Raw genomic sequence first — 15,124 nt, forward strand, 5'->3', positions numbered from 1 at the left:
GCGGGCGAGATTGGACCTCCGGTCGTGGGTATGCCGGGCGTGACGGTGACGCAGCGCGGCGCACCGGTGCGACAGTTTCCATCGCGTTGTCCGGGAGGGCTTTCCATGCTGTCTTTTCTCATGCTCATGCTGATGCTGCCGGGGATGGCGACCGTCGCCGCGTATGCGACGGTGGCGGTCAGTGTGTGGCTCGAGGATCGGCGCGACGCCGGCGACTCCGCGATGCCTGTCGAAGCGCGCCGCCCCTGAGCCGACGTCCAGGTTCGGCGTTCAGCGAGCGCCGCGGCCTGCGGCACGATGTCGGCGGAACAAGCGGCTGACTGCCCATCGGCGCGGCGTGGCGTTCCAGTCGATACCTTCGGCGGCCGCGAAAGCTGCCGCGTCAGCGGAGGTCGTCGTCTTGGGATGCTCGCGGGCCCACGTCGTGAAGCGTGCGGTGAAATCGCCGTCGCAGGCGTGCACCAGCAGCGGGAAGCGACGCGCCACCTCATGGGCACGCTTGTGCAGCAATGCCTCGGCCGCGGCAGCGACGGCGTCCACATCGAAACCCACGGGTGTGGCGGCTCCAGCGACCAGCGCTCGCACCAGTGCTGCCTGTCGCTCGGCCAGGGTGGCGTGGGGCGCCGGTCCGGATCCGGCGCTCACGCCACTACCGCCCTGGCGCCGGTGGTGATCGGCGGCCGGCCCGCGGCCGCCGCGATGGCATCCAGCTCGTCGAGCAGTTCGGCCGCGGGCGGATAGTTGCCGTCCCGTTCGAGCATCATCGGCGCGCGGTGCCGCGCGGCGAACTCCGCGACCAGAGTCAGCAGCTCCGCGGGAAGCGGATCGGTGTGCGTGTCGTGGTAGCGGCCACCGGACTCGTGACCGCCCGCGACATGACAGTAGGCGACGTGTTCGGCGGGCAGGCGCAGCAGCTCGGCGAGGGGATCGCGACCTCGGTTGCGAGCGTTCGCGTAGACATTGGCGAGATCGAGCAGGAGCAAGACACCGGTGCGCTCGACGAGTTCGGACAGGAATTCCGCTTCGGTGTATTCGTCGTCGGGCCAGTCGAACAGCGTCGCGATGTTCTCCACAGCGAGGGGGACGTCCAGCGCCGCGCGTGTTCGGGTGATATTGCGGGTCAGCGCGTCCAGCGCTTCGCGGGTGCGCGGGACCGGAAGCAGGTGGCCTGCTTCCAGGCCGCCCGCGCGGACGAAAGCGACGTGCTCACTCACCAGCGGAGCCGCGACGGCCACCGCGCACGCCGCCAAGTGCTCGACGCGCTGATCTGCGACCGGCTCCGCGCCGCCGAGCGACAGCGCGATGCCGTGCGGCACCACGGCGACGCCTCGCGCACGCAGAGCTGTCAATTCTTCGGGGACGATCAGTTGTCCGGCACGGCGGGGATCCTTGGGCAACGACTCGGCGATGACCTCGCAGAACTCGAGTCCATCCAAAGCCGCTATCACCCCGCAGATCTCCGGTCGCCAGCCTATTCCGAGCGCACCCTCGGGCAGCGGCCCGAACGGTTCAGCCGCCGCAACCACCACAGCCTCCACAGCCGCCGCCGCAGCCGCCGCCCCCGCTGTCGCCGCCGCCGTCACCGCCGCCGCTCGACGCGCTCGGCGGTACGACCGCTTGGGCGAGGCCGGGATCCAGCGCGCTCAGCGCGCCGATGCCGAACACGGCGGCCGCGATCGCCGCGCTCTCGGCGCCGTAGGTGGCGAAAGAAGGGGAATTGCTCGGGCGCAGATGGCGATTGCGCTCGTTCGCGGCGTCGCGCGCGCGGACGCCAAGCGCGGTGAGCCGCGGCTTGCGCACCACCAGCCAGTAGGCGAACGCCTGCGCGATCACCACCAGCACCAGCAGGCCGACCGGGTTTCCGTGCGAGGCGCCCGCGATGATGCGCACCACGCCGAGCGCGCCGGTGACCAGCAGCGGCATGCCCGCGTCGCGCAATCCGTGGCGCACCGTGGGTCCGGGGAAGTACCCGAGGTCGATCATTCTGGTACGCAGTGCCTCGAGCGCGGCGGACGATCCGCCGACAACGGTCTTGCGCTGACCCGCCGACAGCCGGTCGTACACCGACACGGTGAACGGATCCAGCTGTCCGCGCTCCTGCGCCGTGAGGGTGCGAACCGGCGCGGCCCCCGAATCGATCGCGTCGACAGCGCGCAGCCGCGCCATCGCCGCCAGTTCGGCGTTCTGGTCGCCGAAAAGCATTCCTACTTCGGGCGACGTCAGTTCCGCGCCCGGCGCCGCAACCGCGTCTGCCTCCGGATCAGCACCCGTGACACGTACTCGCAGCCAGATCCCGGCGACCGCCGCCACCAGCACGAGCGGCAGGTATATCGCCAGGAATTCCGGCCCGGAGATGCCCCAGGTCTCACCGGCCGCGACAAGCCCGTCCGAGCCCACCCCGATCACATTCATCTTCCACCTCGGAATCGGTCCAACCTGCCCTCAGTATCGGGCCGCGGGGCTTCGCACGCCATGACGAATCGCCGTGCTGTGCAGATGTCCCCGCGTGTCACCTCTCCGCTCGCCGGAAACCGCCGGCCGGATGCGGTCATCGCCGCCGGGCGGGGTTCACTCCATCCGGTCGAGGCCCAGCTGTTCGGAGACCATCAGGGCGACTTCGGTCTCCAGCCGGTTCACCGTCAACGGGTGGCCGAGCACCTCCTCGGCTCTGCGAATCCGGTAGTGGACGGTGTTCTTGTGCACGTGCATGCGCGCCGCGGCGTCGGTGAGGCTGCCGCGGGCTTCGAGATAGGTCTGCACCGTCTCACGAAGACGCGCGGTGGTCTCGTCGTCGCGCATGAGGTCGCCGAGCACCCGGCGTACCCATGCTTTCGTGTCGGGCAGATGGTCGACGAGCAGGCTCGCCAATGCCACGCGGGAGTACAAGGTCAGCGCGCGGGTCGGGTCGGCGGTCAACGCCAGGTTGCGAGCGCGCTGGGCATCGCGGAAGGTCTGCCGGAAGCCGGCCAGTCCGGCGCCGGGATCGCCGATCGCGACGCGGAGTTCCGGTCGGCGGGCCAGGTCTCGCTCCAAGCGATCGGCATCGAGCGACGGTCGGCCGATGGAGGAGATCCAGGCCCAGCAATTCTGCTCGTCCACCAGCACCGTCAGCGGATGCTTCCCGGTCGCGGCCTGCAGCATCGAGACTCCCGCTCGCACCGAGTCGATCGATGACGTGACGGGTTCGCGCACCCAGACGATCGCGGCCACGTGCCATCCCCGCAACGAGGCGGCCAGCATCTGCTCCGCCGAGGCCAGGTCGAGGTTTTCGGTGTCCAGCACCGCGCGGATCTGGGCCGCGCGGGTGTTGTCCGTGCGCGCGTCCCAGCGCCGGCGTTCGCTCTCGTAGATGTCGATGACACCCTCGATGACCTGGTCGATGTAGCTGTTGACCAGCAGGCCGACCCGGCTGGTGGTCTCCAGGGCCAGGTCGGCGGAGGCCTCCGAGTGCCGGAGTACGGCGATGGTCCGTTGCATGAACATGTGCTCGCCGAGGCGGTACGCGCGCAGGAGGGCCTCCAGCGACATTCCGTGCTGGGCGAAGCGTCGAGCGTATTCGGCGGCGGCGGGCGGCACGGTGATGTCGTCGCGGGAGATGCTCAGTGTGAGCATGTCGAGGATCGCGGTGAGGTTGGACGCGGTGCTGGCGACCATCAGCCGCCGCACTTCGTCGTCGTGGCGGAACTCCGGGATGACCTCCACGAACATCGCGGTCATCTCGGGGATCAGTCGGTCCAGATCGGCTTCGACGCGTCCGGCGACATCGCGGATGGTTCTGTCCACGTCAACGCTCATGTCCGGACCGTACCGGAATCGGTGCGACGGCTCGGACGCATTCCCCATCCTTTTGTGCCGGCGGTACAAAGCCGCACGGAAACTCTGGGATGCGGGCCCGTAGCTGTGGCCTGGCGCCGAATCTACCTTGGTATGTAATTCCAGTCACCCCGAAGCAGTCGAGGCTATGAATGCAGCACGTTGTAGAAATTCCGGAGGTCCGCGCCGCATGGAATCCGTCCGACCCCTGCATCGCGGACGACCGCGAGCAGCTCGATAATCAGGATTTCGCGAGAAGAGTGCGCAGGGCCACGGCCGTCCTTTACGTCAATGGAGTCCGCGAGGGCGATGTCGTCGCTCTCGTATTGCGGAATCGACTCGAATTCATCGTCATTCTTTTCGCGGCGTGGCGGCTCGGCGCCGCGGTCACTCCCGTAAAGCCGGATTCGACCTCCCAGGAGGTGCGTTATCAGATCGATGACTGCCGGGCGAAGGTGGTCGTGACCGAAGACGGACGCGGAGCGGGAACGCTGGATGTCACCGAAGTGGCCGGGCCCGGCCCCGAAACCGGCGGGCCCGAACCGGTGCCGGTGGATCCCGGCGCCGCGGCGCTGATCATCTACACCAGTGGCACCACCGGGCAGCCGAAGGGGGTGGTTCTCGACCACGCCAACATCGCCGCGATGTGCGAGATGCTCGTCGAAGCTCTGAGCTTGGACGACACCGACCACAGCCTGCTGGTCCTGCCGCTGTTCCACGTCAACGGGATCGTGGTCGGCATCCTGTCGCCGTTGCTCGCCGGTGGCCGGGCCACGATCGCGGGCCGATTCTCGGCTTCGGCGTTCTTCGGCATCGTGGAACGCGTTCGGCCGACCTACTTTTCGGCTGTGCCCGCGATCTACGCGATGCTCGTCGCGCAGCCCGAGAATGCGGTGCCGGACACCTCGTCGCTACGCCGCGCGATCTGTGGGGCCGCGCCTATGCCCGCGGAACTGATCGCGCGATTCGAAGCGCGTTTCGGGGTACCGATCGTGGAAGGTTACGGATTGTCGGAAGGCACCTGCGCCTCGACGCTCAATCCGCCGGACGGACCACGGAAGCCGGGCACGGTCGGGCGGCCGCTGCCAGGGCAAGCCGTAGCGATCGTGGATGCCGACGGCCGAGTCGTGGCCACCGGGACGCGCGGGGAAGTGGTCATCCGGGGCGCCAACGTCATGCGCGGGTATCTCGGCCGGCCCGAGGCGACCGCGCGAACGGTGCGAGACGGCTGGCTGCACACCGGCGATGTCGGCTACTTCGATTCGGACGGATACCTGGTCCTGGTCGATCGGATCAAAGACATGATCCTGCGCGGCGGGGAGAACATCTACCCCAAGGAGATCGAGAACGTCCTGCACGCCCATCCCGCCGTCTTGGAGGCCGCGGTGGTCGGCGCTCCCGATCCGGTTCTCGGTGAGGTCCCCGTCGCCCAAGTGGTGACCATGCCCGGGACGCGAGTCGATGCCGTGGATCTCGTGGAGCACTGCCGGAAATCCCTGTCCCGCGGGAAGGTGCCGGTGTCGATCGGACTCACCGCCGCGCTGCCACGGAATGCGGTCGGCAAGATCGACAAACGAAAGCTCCGCGCGCTGGCCGCCGACGCGGTCACCACGGCATACACGGCATAGGAACAATCCGCTCGGCGGAGAGCGGAATTCAACGATCCGAACCGAATTCGGCCGGGTCCTCGCATGCGCTCGGTTCATCGGATGAGAAAGGTCCGAACAATGGGATTCAAAACAGCGGATTTTCCGCCCGTCGACGTGACGACATTCCTCGACCAGCCGTTGCGGGAGCGGATGAAAACACTCGCTCTGCACTGGGCCGAATACGGCTTCGGCTCGCCGAGGATGATCCACACGATTTATCTGCTCAAGGTTCTGCTGGTCTCGGTGCTGGCCGGGGTCGCGTTGGCGACCTGGAGTTCCGGCGTCGGCCCGTTCTGGGACGTGACGGCGTGGTGGGACGAGCCGATCGTCTATCAGAAGCTGGTGTTGTGGACGGTCTTCATCGAGGCACTCGGGATCGCCGGGTCGTGGGGGCCGCTCGCGGGCAAGTTCAAGCCGATGACCGGCGGAATCCTGTTCTACGCACGCCCCGGCACGATCCGCCTGCGCCCTTGGCGGCGGGTCCCGTTCACGGGCGGCGACACGCGCACGGTCTTCGACGTGCTGCTGTATCTGGCGTTCCTGGCGACGTTGCTGGTGGCGATCGTGCTGCCCGGTGTGCCGAGCGCCTCGCTCAGCGCGGTGTTGCCGGACAATACCTCCGGCCTGGTGAATCCTGCGCTGTTGATCGCCCCGATCGTGCTGTACGTCCTATGCGGCCTGCGGGACAAGACGATCTTCCTCACCGCGCGCGGCGAGCAGTACCTGCCCGCACTGGTGTTCTTCGCGGTGTTGCCGTTCGTGGACATGATCGTCGCCGCCAAGCTGCTGATCTGCGTGGTGTGGATCGGAGCGGGTGTGTCGAAGTTCGGGCGGCACTTCACCAATGTGGTTCCGCCGATGGTCTCCAACAGCCCGGGCGTGCCCGCCAAGTGGATCAAGCGGCTGCACTACCGTGACTTCCCCCGGGACCTCCGTCCGTCGAAGGTCGCGTCGTTCCTGGCCCATGTCGGGGGCACCACCGTCGAGATCGTCACGCCGCTGGTGCTGCTGTTCTCCACCAACCACTGGCTGACGCTGGCGGGCGTGGTGCTGATGGTGATCTTCCACGCGTTCATCACCTCGACGTTCCCGCTCGCGGTGCCGTTGGAGTGGAATGTCCTGTTCGCCTACCTGACCGTCTTCCTGTTCCTGGGCTTTCCCAACGAAGCCGGCTATGGCCTCGGTGACATCTCCTCGCCGTGGCTGGCTGTGGTGATCGTCGCGGCGCTGATGTTCTTCCCGGTCCTCGGGAACCTGCGCCCGGATCTGGTGTCCTTCCTGCCGTCGATGCGCCAGTACGCCGGTAACTGGGCGTCGGCCCTGTGGGCCTTCGCCCCTGGTGCGGAGGAGAAGCTCAACACCATCGAGCACCGGCCCACGACGAACCAGATCGACCAGTTGAAGGCCATGGGCTATCCGCCCGCGATCGCGGAGATCACCATGCAGCAGACGATCGCGTGGCGCTCGATGCACAGCCAGGGACGCGGACTGTTCTCGTTGCTGTACAAGCTCCTTCCCGACATCGATCGATGGACCGTGCGGGAAGCGGAATTCGGCTGCAACTCGCTGATCGGCTTCAACTTCGGCGACGGTCACCTGCACAACCTGGACCTCGTGAACGCTGTGCAGTCCCGGGTCGGGTTCGCGCCGGGCGAGTGGATCGTGGTGTGGGTGGAGTCGCAGCCCATCCACCGCGGCGTCCAGCAGTATCAGGTGATCGACGCGGCGCTCGGCGTCGTCGAACGCGGCACCTGGCGTGTGCGCGACGCCGTCGAGACGCAACCGTGGCTGCCCGACGGCCCCATCCCGCACGAGGTGACGTGGCGGCGCGCGGGCTACACGGTGCCGATGCTGCCGGACGCATCGACGCGGGTTCTGGCCCCACAGACCGTCGGCTGAGGCATACCGTAGGGACAGGAGAGCGACATGAGTACCGCAGTGGTGGTCGGCAGCGGCCCCAACGGCTTGGCCGCGGCCATCATCTTGGCCCGAGCCGGATCGGACGTCACCGTGCTGGAGGCCGCCGACGAGATCGGCGGCGGCACCCGCACCGGCGAGGCGATCGTGCCCGGCCTATTGCACGACCACTGCTCGGCCATCCACCCGATGGCGGTCGGCTCTCCGTTCCTGCGCGAACTCGACCTGACGCGTTACGGATTGTCCTGGGCGTGGCCGGAGATCGACTGCGCCCATCCGCTCGACGACGGCACCGCGGGCGTGCTGCTGCGCTCGGTCGGGGAGACCGCCGCCGGTCTCGGCAGCGACGGCCGAGCGTGGCGGCTGCTGTTCGAGCGTACGGCCGCGGGTTACGAGCGGATGAGCGGTGACATCATGCGGCCGCTGCTGCGCCTGCCACGCCATCCGATCTCGCTGGCCCGGTTCGGGATACCCGCCCTCGCCCCGGCCGCGCTGCTGGCCGGACTGTTTCGGACCGAGCAGGCCAGGGGGCTGTTCGGCGGCGTCGCGGCTCATGCGTTTCATCCGTTGCATCGACCGCTCAGCGCTGGTATCGGCCTGGGCATCCTCACCGCCGGCCACACCTACGGTTGGGCGGTCGCCGCCGGTGGATCGCGACGAATCACCGAAGCCATGGCGGCGGCCCTCGGTGACCTGGGCGGGAAGATCGAAACGGGCGTTCGCGTGCGGTCGGTGTCCGATCTGCCGACGGCGGATGTGACGATGTGGGACTTGGCGCCCACCGCGGTCGCGGAGATCATGGGCGAGCGCCTGCCGCCGCGAATCAGGAAGTCCTACAGCCGTTTCCGTTACGGTCCTGGCGCCTGCAAAGTCGACTTCGCCGTGCACGGCGGAGTGCCGTGGACGGCGGAGGCGGCCCGCCGGGCGGGGACGGTGCATCTGGGCGGTACGTTCGCCGAGATCGCCGCGACCGAACGTGAGATTCACCGCGGCCGTATGCCGGAACGCCCCTTCGTGCTGGTCGGGCAGCAGTACCTCGCCGATGCGCAACGGTCGGTCGGCGACATCCATCCGATCTGGGCGTACGCCCACGTCCCGCACGGATATCGCGGCGATGCGACAGCGGCGATCACCGCCCAGATCGAACGCTTCGCCCCGGGATTCCGCGACCGCATAGTCGGGACGAGCGCGCGCAGCGCGGCGGGGTTCGCCGAATACAACCCCAACTACGTCGGCGGCAACATCATGACCGGTGCGAAAGACATCCCCCAGCTGCTGTTCGGCCCTCGAATGACCCTGCAGCCCTACGACATCGGCGTACCGGGCCACTACCTCTGTTCCGCCGCAACACCGCCGGGCCCGGGAGCGCACGGCATGTGCGGCGCGAACGCCGCGCAGCGAGCCCTGCGGCGGTCGCGTATCGGATAGGCGTCTCGGTGTTGCCTTTGCCCCGGGCCTCTTGTTGCGGCACTGTTCCCGCGTGGGCATCTACGCGCCGCATGGCCGAAGGGCCTTTGGGCAGGCGCTCCAGTGTTGCCTATACGCGCGGTATCGCCGCCCACCGCAGCACCACGTATCCCCAGTGCGGGCAAAAGCTCTGCGCGATGACGTCCGGCATGCACCACAGCTAGTCCGGAGCATTCGCTCCGCTTCCCGATGGTGACCGCTTGCGTCGGGTGCGGCAGGTCTTCGGCACGGTGATCGTGTCGACCCGGTCCGACGAGCGTTTTCACATCACGTCTTGCGCACGCCGGTCGGTCCCGGAGAGGTGCTCCGGGACCGTCTCAGGTGCTGTGATGCTCGTTCCGGCTGCCGGGCACCTCAGCTGCCGCGGCGCGGCCGGGGCCTCCAAGCCGTGTCGGCTGAGTCGGGCGGCCGAACCTTTGGATCAACCGATGGAACTCACATTGACTTGGTTCGGATGCAAGGGCCCATCTTTGTGGTACCAGTAGGCTCCGTTGGACCACTGGTAGACGGGCCAGTTGCTGTTCAAATACAGCACGGCTGCCCAGCTGCCGTCGCTGAACGAGTCGCTGGTGCCGCCCGGGATCAATGCGATGAGGTTCAGGGGATTGCCATTCTGGCCGTCCATGATCAAGACCGTAACGGGAATATCGATGTCGTTGTAGATGGTGTACGTGCCGACCGAGCTCCGCTCGGCTGACTCTTGGGCCGTGGACGAAGACACGGTCGCTTGCTTGAGTGGCATATCGGTTCTGGTCATTGGCCTCTCCTGCGGTTCGTTGCGCTGGAGCGCGCAGGGAATCGGTGACGCGAGTTCGGCCACACCGGGGGCACTCCACCGTCCTGTGCCGCAGCCACGACAGGTCGAATCACCCGAGAGCAGCGGCCGGCGCGGCGGCTCGCGGAAAGCTTTCGCACAGTGCAGCGTACGAGCTGCTGAGCAGGCCCCAACTCACCCGAGACGGATGAATCCTGCAAAGCTCACTTCCGGAGGGCGCAGCGCGGTGACATCCGACCGGGCGCGCTCACTGCGGTCATACGTGGTCCGGCTGGTTTCCCGTGGATTCGCCAGGGCAATCGATCCCCATGGACGCTGAAAAGACGAGCGGGTCGGCAGACGCCACGCCGAGCGGCACCCAGGGTTCCGGTCGAGTCACGCAGGACGACTTGCGCCGGTTGCTGGCGACCGACGAGCCGGACGCGCGCTTGGTGCTGGAAGAGGGACACATCAAGATCGAACCCGGTGCCGGGTCCGAGCCGCGCGGGATGCTCATCCTGTCGCGAGCCGACCTGGCCGACCGGCTCGGAGCCGATCCCGACGCCGCCGCGCTGGCCGAAGCGGCCGCCGAGCTGGACGCCGAGGTCCGCCTCCGAGGCGCTTGATCACCACCGCTGAACAGCGCCGATGCGGAGCGGCAAAGCGCAGGCGCCGGATATATCCGTTGCCCGGCCAAGCGCAGGGCCACCACCATATCGGTATGGACATCGAATCGTGCTCCGCGCTGGCGCCGGGTGTAGGACCACCGCAACGAATCGAGGTGGACGACGTGCTGTTGCGGCGGTGGCTTCCGGAGGATGTGCGGCCGCGGCTCGAGGCGATCAACGCGTCGTACGACCTCATCCACCCCTGGATGGATTGGCTGCCCGAACCCGCCACCCTGGACAGCCAGTGCGCCTTCGGCCGGGAGACGGACGAGAGCTGGCCCAGCGCCGCCGGAGCCTTCAACTACGGCATCTTCGATGCCGCGGGCAATGTGCTCGGCGCGATCGGCCTGCACGACCGGCTCGGTCCGGGTGCGGTGGAGATCGGCTACTGGTGTCACGCCGCGCACACCGGCCGGGGTGTGATCACCCGGAGCGCAGCCGCCTTGACCCGGATCGCGTTGGACTTGCCCGGCGTGGACCGGGTCGAGATCCACTGTGACGAGGCCAATGTCCGCAGTGCCGCGGTCGCCCGGCGGCTCGGCTATCGGCTGGATCGGATCGAGCCGCGGGAGAAACGCGCGCCCGCGGAGTCCGGTCGCGGAATGTTCTGGGTCAAGCAGCGCTGAGCGCGCGTTCAGCGCGCTGTCACGACTGCATCCGCCGGGGTGGCGGCGGGTTCGTGGACACCCGCGGGGCGCTCGGGCTCGTAGAGTTCGGCGATTTCGGTGGCGTACTTCTCGGCGATCACCCGGCGCTTGAGTTTCATGGTGAGGGTGACTTCGTCGCCACCCGCCTCCCAGAAGGTGGGCAGGAGACGGAACCGCTTGACCTGCTCAACCCGCGAGAGTCGAGCGTTACCCGCGGCGATGCCCGCCGCGATCTGGGCGATGACACCCGGATCGGTCGACAAGGCCGCCGCCGAGGCGTCGCCCAGGTCGTGGCGCGCGGCGTACGGTCCGGCGGATTCGGCGTCGAGGACGACCAGTGCGGTGTTGTAGGGACGGCCGTCGCCGAGCACGGCGATGGCCCCGATCAGCGGTGTCGCCGCCTTGATCGCGTTCTCGATGTTGGTCGGCGACATGTTCTTGCCCGCGGAGTTGATGATCAACTCCTTCTTCCGGTCGACGACCCGGAGATAGCCGTCGTCGTCGATGGTGACCACGTCGCCTGTGCTCAGCCAGCCCTCGGAGTCGACGGACTCGGCGGTCTTGCCCGGCTCACCGCGATAGCCTTTCATCACCAACGGGCCGTGGACGTGGAGTTCGCCGTCGTCGGCGAGCCGGGCCCGCATGCCGGGCAGCAGCTTGCCCACGGTGCCGAGCCTCGCGTCGGCGGGATGGCTGACGCTGCAGATGCAGGTGAGTTCGGACATGCCCCAGATCTCGGCGATCGGGATGCCGAGGCCGGCGAAGAAGCCGAGCGTTTCGGCCGGGATCGGCGCGGCGCCGGACATCGCCCAGCGGACACGGTCGAGCCCGAGTTTCGCTCGAAGCCCCGACAGCACCAGTTGGTCGGCGCGCGCCCACTCGGCCGCGACCGATTCGGGGACCGGCTCCCCGTTCAATTGATGCGCACTGCGCTGGGCGGCCACCGCCAGCGCCCACCGCAGCGCCGCCCTCCGGTCCTCGGCAGGTTCGTTCGCGACCGCGAATTCTATAGCGGCCTTGAGCTTCTCCCAGACGCGAGGGACGGCTCCCCAGATGGTGGGATGCAGGTCGGCCAAGGCGGCGCTGATCATGGTGGGGTCGGCGACGCAGGTCACCTGAGTGCCGAAGACCTCCTGGAAGTAGAGCGCGGTGAGCCGGTCGGCGATGTGCGCGGTGGGCATATAGGACGTGATGGTGTCCCCGAACCGGATTCCCAGCACTTGGTCCACGGCGTAGCACTCGAACATCAGGTTCGCGTGCGTCGTCTCCACTCCTTTGGGGTTGCCCGTGGTTCCCGAGGTGTAGATCAGCGTGGCGACGTCGTCGGGCCCGACCGCGCGCCACGCGGCGTCGAAGTCGAAGCTCTCTTCGCCCGCGGCGATCACGTCGGCGACCGACAAGGTTCCCTCGGGTGCGTCATCGACGCAGATGATGTGGTCGAGCCCGACTCCGCTCGCGCGGATCTGCTCGACGAATCGAGGTTCGCACATCACCACCCGCGCACCGGCGTTGCCGAGCACGTAGGCGATCTGCTCGGGCGCGGCGGTGTTGTACACCGAGAAGCTGGTGGCGCCGAGGTGCTGGGCACCGACTTCGAGCGGATAGAACTCGATGCGGTTGGACATCATCAAGGCCACCGTGTCGCCGCGGCGCACGCCCAGCCCCGCCAGGCCGGCGGCGATCCGCCGGACCTGCGCCTCGTATTCGCGCCAGGTGAGGGTGGCGGCGTCCCCGGGTGTCCGGAGTGCGACCGCGTCGGGATCGATGGTCGCGTTGTGCTGGAAAGCCGCCGGGAGGGTGTCGAAGCGTCGAGTGCTCACGGGAGGGAGTCCTTCGGATCAGGTGACGGGTGCTGTGGCCGGACCGGGCTGAGCGCGAACGTCACGATGTGGTCGTGCGTGCTTCGACCCTGCGCAGCAAGTCGTGCACGCGGCTGTCGCGAGCGAGTGCGCGGTCGAGCACTACGTTGACCGCGCCGCGCAGCAGCGCGTACGGCTCCCAGCCGGCCGGTGCGATGGTGCGCGCCGCGCGCCGTTCGATGCCGTCGGCGATGGTCCGTGCCGCCTGCTCGGCCGAGATCCGCACGTTCAGCGGCCACGGCAGCAGCTCGTCCAGCTCACGGCCGAGCTCATCGTGGTCGAGGGTGTCGTGGGTCATGCGGGTGTCGACGATGCCGAAATACGCGATCCCCGCCGACGCGCCGAACGGCGCCAGCTCCACGCGCAGGGCCCGGCCCAGTTGTTCGACCGCGGCTTTGCTGATCATGTACGGCGCGCCCGCCATGCCGGGTGCGAACGCCGCGCACGACGACACCACGACCACGTGACCGTGGGCGGCGACGACATGGTCGAGCGCGGGGCGCACAGTGTTGAACACACCGGTGAGGTTGATGTCCATGACGCGATCGAAGTCCCGCCCGTCGAGCGTGCGCACCGTCGCGGGGCGGGGCACCACGCCCGCGTTCGCCACCACCACGTCCAAGCGGCCGAAATGCTCGGCGGCCCGGTCGACGGCCGCCCGCATCGCCGAGCGGTCGGCGACGTCGGTGGCGATGGCCAGGGTCCGCGCGCCCAGCGCCGCGGCCGCCGCGTCGACCGCGTCCTGGTCGACGTCGACGAGAACCACCGAGGCCTGCTTCCGGTGCAACGCAGCGGCCAGCTCGCGCCCGATCCCGCGGCCCGCGCCCGTGATGAGCACAACCCGCCCCTCGACCGAATAGCCGCGGCGCCCTCGGCCGAAGGAGAGAATGTCGTTGATCATCGGCTGACCTCGTAGGCTGCGGTGTCGAATCGGCTGGTGCGCTGCCGGTATTCGAAGCTCCAGTTGGGGTAGAGACCGGCATTGAGCCCGTCCGGGGTCTGGTAGTAGCTCTGGCATCCGCCGGTGAGCCACACCGTCGACGAACTGCGCCGGGCCATCTCCGAGACGAAAGCCTCCTGCGCTTCCGGACGCACCTCCACGCGGCGAGCTCCGGATGAGCGCGCGGTGCGCAAAGCGTCGACGATGTAGGCGATCTGGGATTCGATCATGTAGATCGCGGACTGGTTCCCGGCGGCTCCGAAGGGGCCGAGCGTGCAGAAGAAGTTGGGGAACCCGGCCACCGCGACACCGAGGTAGCTTTGCGGTCGCCGACGGTAGAGCTGCGCCAGCGTTCGCCCGCCCCGTCCGGCGTAACGTTCGTAGGCGGTCGGGATAGAGGTGAAGCCGGTGCCGAAGATGATGGTGTCCACCGGGTGCTCGCTGCCGTCGCGCAGCAGGATGGAGTGCGGGCGGATCTCGGCGATGGGCTGGGTGACGACCTCGACGTTCGGCTGATCGAGCGCCGGGAGATAGGTGTCGGAGAAGATGGCGCGCTTGCAGCCGATGACGTAGTCGGGCGTGAGCTTCTTGCGCAGGTCGCGGTCACGCACCTGACGCAGCAACTGCAATCGGCCCAACGCTTCGTAGGGGTGCCGGAAGCGCTGGTCGACCAGCGAGATGAGCCCGAACGTCTCGATCGCCGCGTAGAACCCGCCGCGGATCGCGCGTTGCGCCAACGGAAGACGCCGCAGCAGCCGCCGCTCCAGTCCGAGGGTGCGACGATCCATGCGCGGGACGATCCACGGCGCCGATCGCTGGAACAGCGACAGTTTCGCCACCTTCGGCTGGATCTCCGGGACGAACTGCACCGCCGAGGCGCCGGTGCCGATCACCGCGACCCGCTCGCCGGTCAGATCGTGGTCGTGGTCCCAGTGCAGGGAGTGGAAGGACGTGCCCGCGAACGAGTCGATGCCGGGCAGTTGCGGGTATTTCGCCTCGGCGAACAGCCCGGTGGCCGAGAGCAGGAAATCCGCGGTGAGCGCACCCCGCGAAGTCTCGATCCGCCACAGCGAACGCTGCTCGTCCCACCGGGCATCCAGCAGTTCGGCGCCGAACCGGATATGCCGGACGACATCGTGTCGGGTGGCCACCGCGCGGAGGTAGTCGAGGATCTCGCGTTGCCGCCCGTAGGTGCGCGACCAGTCCGGATTGGGCGCGAAAGAGTAGCTGTAGAGGTGGGACGGCACATCGCAGGCGCACCCGGGATAGGTGTTGGCGTGCCAGGTGCCGCCGAGGTCGTCGGCTCGTTCGAGAACGACCAGGTCGTCGAACCCGGCCTCGCGCAGTTTGATCGCCAGGCCGATGCCGCCGAAGCCCGCGCCGACGATGGCTATGGGCGTGTGCTCCATC

The 15,124-nt window shown here is 68.2% G+C and carries 14 protein-coding genes; 6 read left to right on the forward strand and 8 right to left on the reverse strand.

The genetic code is table 11. The features are described from left to right. Positions 1 to 30 precede the first annotated feature (30 nt). Positions 31 to 249: a hypothetical protein gene (locus QMG86_RS13975; RefSeq protein WP_281879980.1), complete on the forward strand. Its 219-nt coding sequence runs from the start codon at positions 31 to 33 to the stop codon at positions 247 to 249. 21 nt (positions 250 to 270) lie between these two features. Here QMG86_RS13975 and QMG86_RS13980 read toward each other — a convergent pair whose 3' ends face one another. The 4 genes from QMG86_RS13980 to QMG86_RS13995 form a co-directional block, all read right to left on the reverse strand. Then, positions 271 to 645 (reverse strand): SCO6045 C-terminal-like domain-containing protein, encoded by a 375-nt coding sequence (locus QMG86_RS13980; RefSeq protein ID WP_281879981.1) that lies wholly within the window; start codon positions 643 to 645, stop codon positions 271 to 273. Then, positions 642 to 1,526: an MbnB/TglH/ChrH family RiPP precursor modification enzyme gene (locus QMG86_RS13985; protein ID WP_281879983.1), complete on the reverse strand. Its 885-nt coding sequence runs from the start codon at positions 1,524 to 1,526 to the stop codon at positions 642 to 644. Before QMG86_RS13985 ends, QMG86_RS13980 begins: the two co-directional genes overlap by 4 nt. Next, positions 1,510 to 2,412 (reverse strand): TIGR04222 domain-containing membrane protein, encoded by a 903-nt coding sequence (locus tag QMG86_RS13990; protein WP_281879984.1) that lies wholly within the window; start codon positions 2,410 to 2,412, stop codon positions 1,510 to 1,512. Before QMG86_RS13990 ends, QMG86_RS13985 begins: the two co-directional genes overlap by 17 nt. Positions 2,413 to 2,568: 156 nt before the next feature. Beyond that, positions 2,569 to 3,795, reverse strand: coding sequence for a PucR family transcriptional regulator (locus QMG86_RS13995; RefSeq protein ID WP_281879985.1), 1,227 nt, complete (start codon positions 3,793 to 3,795; stop codon positions 2,569 to 2,571). Positions 3,796 to 3,965: 170 nt separating this feature from the next. On the opposite strand from QMG86_RS13995, the gene QMG86_RS14000 reads away from it, so the two are divergent. The 3 genes from QMG86_RS14000 to QMG86_RS14010 all read left to right on the forward strand — a co-directional run bounded on the left by QMG86_RS14000 (position 3,966) and on the right by QMG86_RS14010 (position 8,807). Further along, the gene (locus QMG86_RS14000; RefSeq protein WP_281879986.1) at positions 3,966 to 5,441 is read left to right on the forward strand and encodes a class I adenylate-forming enzyme family protein; all 1,476 of its coding nucleotides are present in this window, start codon (positions 3,966 to 3,968) and stop codon (positions 5,439 to 5,441) included. Between the two features lie 99 nt (positions 5,442 to 5,540). Then, positions 5,541 to 7,361 carry a DUF3556 domain-containing protein gene (locus QMG86_RS14005; protein ID WP_281879987.1) on the forward strand — a complete coding sequence of 607 codons (1,821 nt, stop codon included), beginning with the start codon at positions 5,541 to 5,543 and terminating at the stop codon, positions 7,359 to 7,361. A 27-nt stretch (positions 7,362 to 7,388) separates the two neighbouring features. Continuing rightward, positions 7,389 to 8,807, forward strand: a complete 1,419-nt coding sequence (locus QMG86_RS14010) for a phytoene desaturase family protein (RefSeq protein ID WP_281879988.1) — start codon at positions 7,389 to 7,391, stop codon at positions 8,805 to 8,807. Positions 8,808 to 9,267: 460 nt separating this feature from the next. On the opposite strand, the gene QMG86_RS14015 is transcribed toward QMG86_RS14010, so the two are convergent. After that, positions 9,268 to 9,603 carry a hypothetical protein gene (locus tag QMG86_RS14015; RefSeq protein WP_281879989.1) on the reverse strand — a complete coding sequence of 112 codons (336 nt, stop codon included), beginning with the start codon at positions 9,601 to 9,603 and terminating at the stop codon, positions 9,268 to 9,270. Positions 9,604 to 9,929: 326 nt separating this feature from the next. Between QMG86_RS14015 and QMG86_RS14020 the strand changes: the two genes are divergently transcribed. Together QMG86_RS14020 and QMG86_RS14025 are read left to right on the forward strand one after the other, a co-directional pair. Next, positions 9,930 to 10,226 (forward strand): hypothetical protein, encoded by a 297-nt coding sequence (locus QMG86_RS14020; RefSeq protein WP_281879990.1) that lies wholly within the window; start codon positions 9,930 to 9,932, stop codon positions 10,224 to 10,226. Between the two features lie 95 nt (positions 10,227 to 10,321). Continuing rightward, positions 10,322 to 10,894, forward strand: a complete 573-nt coding sequence (locus QMG86_RS14025; protein ID WP_281879991.1) for a GNAT family N-acetyltransferase — start codon at positions 10,322 to 10,324, stop codon at positions 10,892 to 10,894. A gap of 8 nt (positions 10,895 to 10,902) precedes the next feature. Here QMG86_RS14025 and fadD11 read toward each other — a convergent pair whose 3' ends face one another. From fadD11 to QMG86_RS14040, 3 genes are all read right to left on the reverse strand, one after another. Continuing rightward, positions 10,903 to 12,735 (reverse strand): fatty acid--CoA ligase FadD11, encoded by a 1,833-nt coding sequence (gene fadD11 / locus QMG86_RS14030; RefSeq protein WP_281879993.1) that lies wholly within the window; start codon positions 12,733 to 12,735, stop codon positions 10,903 to 10,905. 61 nt (positions 12,736 to 12,796) lie between these two features. Then, a complete protein-coding gene (locus QMG86_RS14035; protein ID WP_281879994.1) occupies positions 12,797 to 13,675 on the reverse strand; it encodes a short-chain dehydrogenase/reductase in 879 nt (292 codons plus the stop codon). Next, complete coding sequence (locus QMG86_RS14040) at positions 13,672 to 15,123, reverse strand: flavin-containing monooxygenase (protein WP_281880952.1); 1,452 nt, start codon at positions 15,121 to 15,123, stop codon at positions 13,672 to 13,674. The genes QMG86_RS14035 and QMG86_RS14040 overlap by 4 nt, the downstream gene beginning before the upstream one ends. Position 15,124 lies beyond the last annotated feature (1 nt).

The sequence above is a fragment of the Nocardia sputorum genome, assembly GCF_027924405.1.
GTDB lineage: Bacteria > Actinomycetota > Actinomycetes > Mycobacteriales > Mycobacteriaceae > Nocardia > Nocardia sputorum.

What these genes read in the sequence shown, in the direction of transcription:
- QMG86_RS13975 (WP_281879980.1), top strand. Translation starts at nt 31, where the DNA reads ATGCCGGGCGTGACGGTGACGCAGCGCGGCGCACCGGTGCGACAGTTT.
- QMG86_RS13990 (WP_281879984.1), bottom strand. Translation starts at nt 2,412, where the DNA reads ATGAATGTGATCGGGGTGGGCTCGGACGGGCTTGTCGCGGCCGGTGAG.
- QMG86_RS13995 (WP_281879985.1), bottom strand. Translation starts at nt 3,795, where the DNA reads ATGAGCGTTGACGTGGACAGAACCATCCGCGATGTCGCCGGACGCGTC.
- QMG86_RS14000 (WP_281879986.1), top strand. Translation starts at nt 3,966, where the DNA reads ATGCAGCACGTTGTAGAAATTCCGGAGGTCCGCGCCGCATGGAATCCG.
- QMG86_RS14005 (WP_281879987.1), top strand. Translation starts at nt 5,541, where the DNA reads ATGGGATTCAAAACAGCGGATTTTCCGCCCGTCGACGTGACGACATTC.
- QMG86_RS14010 (WP_281879988.1), top strand. Translation starts at nt 7,389, where the DNA reads ATGAGTACCGCAGTGGTGGTCGGCAGCGGCCCCAACGGCTTGGCCGCG.
- QMG86_RS14015 (WP_281879989.1), bottom strand. Translation starts at nt 9,603, where the DNA reads ATGACCAGAACCGATATGCCACTCAAGCAAGCGACCGTGTCTTCGTCC.
- QMG86_RS14020 (WP_281879990.1), top strand. Translation starts at nt 9,930, where the DNA reads ATGGACGCTGAAAAGACGAGCGGGTCGGCAGACGCCACGCCGAGCGGC.
- QMG86_RS14025 (WP_281879991.1), top strand. Translation starts at nt 10,322, where the DNA reads ATGGACATCGAATCGTGCTCCGCGCTGGCGCCGGGTGTAGGACCACCG.
- QMG86_RS14035 (WP_281879994.1), bottom strand. Translation starts at nt 13,675, where the DNA reads ATGATCAACGACATTCTCTCCTTCGGCCGAGGGCGCCGCGGCTATTCG.
- QMG86_RS14040 (WP_281880952.1), bottom strand. Translation starts at nt 15,123, where the DNA reads ATGGAGCACACGCCCATAGCCATCGTCGGCGCGGGCTTCGGCGGCATC.